This is a genomic window from Phenylobacterium aquaticum (assembly GCF_947378715.1).
Lineage (GTDB): Bacteria > Pseudomonadota > Alphaproteobacteria > Caulobacterales > Caulobacteraceae > Phenylobacterium > Phenylobacterium aquaticum_A.
Genome location: NZ_CANCLE010000244.1, coordinates 1 through 3900, shown reverse-complemented (window position 1 = coordinate 3900; position 3900 = coordinate 1). Strand labels below are relative to the sequence as shown.

Sequence of the window (3900 nt, the reverse complement as noted above, 5' to 3'; positions counted from 1 at the left end):
CTGGAGTTCGCCGACGCCCGGATCCGATCCGGGGTGTGGGACCACTCGACCTACAAGGTCGACCCCATCGGCCGGTCGAAGCGCACGGGCGTGGCGGCCATGGTCGGCGTCTATGGCCCGCAGAGCGCGGCGCGGCGGGTGATCCAGGGCGTCAGCAACATGCATGCCCGGGTCGGCGGCGAGACGCCGAAGGGCGAGGCCTATCAGGCGCTGGACGTCGAGCTGCTGGACTGGGTCAGCGCCACGGCGGCCTATGGCTTCCTGAACGCCTATGACCGTTTCGTGGCCCCGGTGTCGGAGGCCGACAAGACGCGATTCTACGCCGAGGGCGGGCCGGTCGCCCGGCTCTACGGTGTGCAATATTCGCCCGCCTCCACCGCCGACTTCCTGGCCATGATGCAGAAGCTCGCGCCCCGGTTCGAGCCGCATCCGATCGTCGAGGAGTTCCTGGGCATCATCGAGTCCGGCCAGGCGGCGCCCGGCGCGCCGAAGGTCCTGCACCGGGCCCTGGCCAAGGGGGCCGTGTCGCTGCTGCCGCCGCTGGTGCGCGAGAAGCTGGCGCTGGGCCAGCGCTACGACCTGACCCTGGCCGACAGGCTGGCCCTGAAGCTGGCCGGCGCTGTGGCCGATCGGGTTCCGGACCTGAAGGGCGCGCCCTGCCAGGCCAGCACGCGCCTGGGCCTGCCCGCCGACTTCCTCTATCGCAGCCGCGCCACCCAGGCCCGGCTGCTGCGCGAGCACGGCCTGGCGTCCGGCCCGGTCGCCGTCGCCGCCTGACGCTTGGCGCCTCGCCATACGTCCATTATATTGGACTTATGGATACTATAGTGGATGACACGGGCGCCCGCATCGCCCAGCGGGTGCGGTTGGAACGGGACGCGCGGGGCTGGTCCCTGGCGGACCTCGCCGCGCGCTCGGGGGTGGCCAAGGCGACGATCAGCAAGATCGAACGCGACGAGACCAGCCCGACCGCCACCATCCTCGTGCGGCTGGCCGGCGCCTTCGACCTGACCCTGGCCGGCCTGTTGCTGCGGGCGGAGGGGGCGGCGGGACGGCTAAGCCGCGCGGCCGACCAGCCGCTGTGGCGCGATCCGGACAGCGGCTATCTGCGCCGCCAGCTGTTCCTGCGCCCCGATCATCCCGTGGAGCTGGTCGCCGTCGAGATGCCGGCCGGCGGGCGGGTGGTGATGCCGGCCTCGTCCTACGCCCATATCCGCCAGGTGGTCTGGGTGCGCGCGGGCGAACTGACCCTGACCGAGGGCGGCCAGACCCAGAGGCTGGGCCCCGGCGACGCCCTGGGCTTCGGCCCGCCGTCCGACGCGGTGTTCGCCAATGAGACGACCGCGCCTTGCGCCTATGTCGTCGCCCTGGCGCGGAGCTGAGCCGATGGCCGCCTTCAACATCCGGCCGCTCTCGGCCGACGCCGACAGCCTGGACCAGCTGGCCGAGCTGCTGGTCGAGACCGTGGCGAACGGCGGATCGGTGAGCTTCATGCATCCCCTCCCCCTGGCGCAGGCGCGCGGGTTCTGGGAGGGCGCGCTCGCAGCGGCGGCGAAGGCTGAGCGGGTCGTGCTGGGCGCCTGGGCGGGCGAGGTCCTGGCCGGGACCGTGACCCTGCTGCTCGACTGCCCGCCCAACCAGCCGCACCGGGGCGAGATCGCCAAGATGATGACCCGGGTCAGCCACCGGGGCCAGGGCGCGGCCAGCGCCCTGATGCGCGCGGCCGAGGCCCTGGCGGTCGAGGCCGGCCGCACCCTGCTGGTGCTCGACACCGCCAGCGAGGGCGGCGCCTCGGGCCTCTATGAGGGGCTGGGCTTCACCTTCGCCGGCGAGATCCCGGACTATGCGCTGAAGCCGCACGGCGGGCTGACGGGGACCAGGCTCTATTGGAAGCGGATCGGGCCGCCCGCGTTGACCTGACCGGCGTCGCCGCGCACCATGGGGCCTTCACCGCATTGGAGGACGCCATGGCGGACGGGGAAGTTCTGGACCACGCCAAGTTCACGGCCATGACCGAGGGCACCCAGGAGGACTGGATGGCCATCGCGCGCGCCGCCGGGCCCTTCAACCGCGAACTGCCCGACCGGCTGATCGCCCACCTGATGATGCTGAAGGGCGACTGCGGCGGCTATCCGGTCGACCGGCTGGAGCACTCCCTGCAGACCGCGACCCGCGCCTACAAGGACGGGCGGGACGAGGAATATGTGGTCTGCGCCCTGATGCACGACATTGGCGACATCCTGTCCCCGGCCAATCACGCCGAGTTGGGGGCGATGGTGATGAAGCCCTACGTGTCGGAGCAGAACTACTGGATGATGGACAAGCACGGTATCTTCCAGGGCTATTACTTCTTCCACCACCTGGGTCTGGACCGCGACATGCGCGACCAGTTCCGCGGCCACGAGTGGTTCGAATACACCGCCCAGTTCTGCCACCTCTATGACCAGAACAGCTTCGATCCGGCCTATGAGTCCATGCCGCTGGAAGCCTTCGAACCCATGCTGCGCCGGATCTGCGCGGCGCCGAAGCGCTCGATCTACAAGCACGACAAGGCCTAGGCCCGCGCCCTCAGGCCTCCGAGAACACCGCCTCGATCGTCAGGTCGAACAGCCGGGCGATCCTGAAGGCCAGGGGCAGGCTGGGATCGTACTTGCCGGTCTCGATGGCGTTGACGCTTTGGCGCGACACGTCGAGGCGGGCGGCGAGGTCGGCCTGGCTCCAGTCGCGCTCGGCCCGCAGCACCTTGAGCCGGTTCTTCATCGCTTGGCCCACCGCCACCACAGGCCGACCAGGGTCGATCCGACCGCCTGCAACATGACCGGCAGCATGTAGCCGCTGGTGAAGGCCCGCGCGGCGAGGGGGCCGGCGTCGGTGGCCGGGTTCAGCCAGTGCAGGCCGCCCAGGCCGATGAAGACGAAGACCGGGACCGAGATCAGCAGCCCCAGAAGGCCGCCCCAGTGCCAGGCCACCCGCTCGCCCGTCCGCCAGAACTCGTCCTGGGTCCGGTAGATGCGCACGGCGAACACCGCCCACCAGCCGACCCCCAGGGCGACGAGGCCGGTGACCACCAGGATGCGACCGACCCCGGGCGGCCCCGGCGAGCGCGGGATCAACATCGGCAGCAGCATCAGGGCGAAGAACCCCGCGACGCCGACGATCAGATAGGTGCGGAGCCTTGATGCGCGGGACTGAGCCATGACGTGCCTCCTTGTCTATATGTCAAGGAAGCCCGACATCTCTGAGCGAGTCAAGCGACCTTGACTTGCACCGCCTTTTCCTCGCCCCGCTTGCGGGGAGAGGCTTCTATTCCCAGATGCGGAAGTGCTTGGAGAGCTTGAGGCCCTGGCGGAGATAGTGGCTGCCGCCTTCGCCATAGAGCCTGGAGGGCTTGGCGGTGAGGGGCTCATAGACCATGCGGGCGACGGTCTGGCCGTCCTCCAGCAGGAAGGGGGTCTCGTGGCTGCGGACCTCGAGCACGCCCTTGGAGCCGACGCCGCCGGCCTCCTCCGTGCCGAAGCCGGGATCGAAGAAGCCGGCATAGTGGACGCGGAACTCGCCCACCGAGGGGTCGATCGGGGTCATTTCGGCGGCCTGGAGCACCGGGATCACGATCGCCTCCTTGGAGGCCAGGATGTAGAATTCGCCGGGATCGAGCAGCAGTTCGCCATTGCGGGGGATCAGCGGCTCCCAGTAGTTGCGCGGGTCGTGGCCGTCGACATGGTCCATGTCGATGACGCCGGCGTGGCGGCGTGCGCGGAAGCCCGCGACCTCGGCCGTGAGGTCGACGCCGACGCTGATGGATTCGAGCTTGCGGGTCTCGCCCGACTTGAGCCGCAGCTGGTTCAGGCGGGTGCCGGTGCGCACCAGGATCGAGAAGGTCTGGGGGGCGATCTCGATATA

At 69.8% G+C, this 3900-nt stretch carries 7 protein-coding genes; 4 read left to right on the top strand and 3 right to left on the bottom strand.

The genetic code is table 11. The features are described from left to right. The 4 genes from Q7P21_RS19845 to Q7P21_RS19830 all read left to right on the top strand — a co-directional run. A partial coding sequence (locus tag Q7P21_RS19845) for an oxygenase MpaB family protein (protein ID WP_304180039.1) occupies window positions 1–777 on the top strand: 777 nt, incomplete at its 5' end. 50 nt (window positions 778–827) lie between these two features. Then, window positions 828–1382 (top strand): XRE family transcriptional regulator, encoded by a 555-nt coding sequence (locus Q7P21_RS19840; protein ID WP_304165139.1) that lies wholly within the window; start codon window positions 828–830, stop codon window positions 1380–1382. Between the two features lie 4 nt (window positions 1383–1386). Further along, entirely contained in the window at window positions 1387–1920 is a 534-nt protein-coding gene (locus Q7P21_RS19835) for a GNAT family N-acetyltransferase (RefSeq protein ID WP_304180038.1), read from the top strand. A 47-nt stretch (window positions 1921–1967) separates the two neighbouring features. Further along, entirely contained in the window at window positions 1968–2558 is a 591-nt protein-coding gene (locus Q7P21_RS19830) for an HD domain-containing protein (protein WP_304165145.1), read from the top strand. A 10-nt stretch (window positions 2559–2568) separates the two neighbouring features. On the opposite strand, the gene Q7P21_RS19825 is transcribed toward Q7P21_RS19830, so the two are convergent. The 3 genes from Q7P21_RS19825 to Q7P21_RS19815 form a co-directional block, all read right to left on the bottom strand. Further along, a complete protein-coding gene (locus tag Q7P21_RS19825) occupies window positions 2569–2760 on the bottom strand; it encodes a helix-turn-helix transcriptional regulator (protein WP_304180037.1) in 192 nt (63 codons plus the stop codon). Beyond that, window positions 2757–3197 (bottom strand): hypothetical protein, encoded by a 441-nt coding sequence (locus Q7P21_RS19820; protein ID WP_304180035.1) that lies wholly within the window; start codon window positions 3195–3197, stop codon window positions 2757–2759. The genes Q7P21_RS19825 and Q7P21_RS19820 overlap by 4 nt, the downstream gene beginning before the upstream one ends. A 106-nt stretch (window positions 3198–3303) precedes the next feature. Continuing rightward, a partial coding sequence (locus Q7P21_RS19815) for a 2'-deoxycytidine 5'-triphosphate deaminase domain-containing protein (protein WP_304180034.1) occupies window positions 3304–3900 on the bottom strand: 597 nt, incomplete at its 5' end.

Excerpts from the sequence above, each read along its gene's own strand:
- Q7P21_RS19835 (WP_304180038.1), top strand. The coding sequence starts at position 1,387 with ATGGCCGCCTTCAACATCCGGCCGCTCTCGGCCGACGCCGACAGCCTG.
- Q7P21_RS19830 (WP_304165145.1), top strand. The coding sequence starts at position 1,968 with ATGGCGGACGGGGAAGTTCTGGACCACGCCAAGTTCACGGCCATGACC.
- Q7P21_RS19825 (WP_304180037.1), bottom strand. The coding sequence starts at position 2,760 with ATGAAGAACCGGCTCAAGGTGCTGCGGGCCGAGCGCGACTGGAGCCAG.
- Q7P21_RS19820 (WP_304180035.1), bottom strand. The coding sequence starts at position 3,197 with ATGGCTCAGTCCCGCGCATCAAGGCTCCGCACCTATCTGATCGTCGGC.